Source organism: Campylobacter sp. IFREMER_LSEM_CL2127, from assembly GCF_025771745.1.
Taxonomy (GTDB): domain Bacteria; phylum Campylobacterota; class Campylobacteria; order Campylobacterales; family Campylobacteraceae; genus Campylobacter_D.
This window is the reverse complement of record NZ_JAKMQV010000028.1, coordinates 1-1,199: the sequence shown is the minus strand read 5'-3', so window position 1 is coordinate 1,199 and position 1,199 is coordinate 1. Positions and strand designations below refer to the sequence as shown.

Genomic DNA, 1,199 nt, shown 5'->3' with positions numbered 1-1,199 from the left:
ATAAAGGCGGATTAATTACTAAGCTAAGCTAATTAGCTTAGTAAGACTTTCAAATTTAATTTCTTCAAATTAACAATCTTTTTACAGAATTTACAATATTAAATCACAATTAATTTTTCATTGCAAAAAATATTTTTATAATTACAAAAATATTTTATAGGAGAAAAGCAGTGAAAAGTGTTAAATTAAAAGTTGCTTTGATTGCAAATATCATAGCAATTGTGTGCCTTTTGATTCTAGGAATTGTAACATTTATTTTTGTTAAAGATGCTCTTTTTCAAGAAATTGTTAATTCTGAGCAAAATCGTTTAATTTCTACAAAAAATCTTATGGTTAATTTCAAAGATGATACATCCGATTCATTAAAAAAACTAAGCGAAACTATACTTAGACACCCTTATTCTGATTTAAATTCTGCTGAAAAATTAATGGATAACATAGGCTATCAATTAAGATCATTCAGAGATTCTGGTAATTTTCTAGCGGTTTATCTAGCTCAACCAAATGGAGAATTAATAGTAAGTGATCCAGATAGTGATAGCAAAGGCTTAGACTATGGAATTTATGGAAAAGCTGACAATTATGACGCAAGAACAAGAGAATTTTATATAGAAGCAATGAAAAATAATAGCCTATATATCACTCCTTCTTATATTGATGTAACAACGGGTTTACCTTGCTTTACTTATGCCATGCCAATATATAAAGATGGTAATTTTATAGGAGTATTGGCAATTGATGTTTTGGTTAAAGATTTAGAAGATAGTCTTAAACAAATGCCAGGTGCTTCTTTTATTTATGACAAAAATCGTTTTTCATTTGTTTCAACAAATAAAAATTATATTGGAAGCGATCCAAATGTTGCCATTGTAGCAGATGGATTTAGCAAAGTAAAAGATGGTGAACCATTCTTTTATACTAGCAAAGAAGGAAACGAAAGACTTGCAATGTGTGATAACATAGATGGATATACAGTATGTAACATGGCTTATATTGATACAATTTCTCAATCAAGTGAGAAAATAGCCTATATACAAGCCATTATTGTTATTTTTACAAGTATTGCAAGTATTGTTTTACTTTATTTCATCATCTCTTATTATCTATCACCTTTACAAGCTATACAAAATGGTCTTAGTTCTTTCTTTGACTTCATCAATCATAAAACTAAAGATTCTGCTATGATAGATGTTAAAAGC

General features: G+C 28.0%; 1 protein-coding gene. It reads left to right on the top strand.

All coding sequences use genetic code 11. The annotated features are described in order from the left end of the window. Positions 1 to 170: 170 nt before the first annotated feature. The coding region (locus L8V77_RS07630) for a cache domain-containing protein (RefSeq protein ID WP_263707396.1) at positions 171 to 1,199 on the top strand (1,029 nt) is incomplete at its 3' end.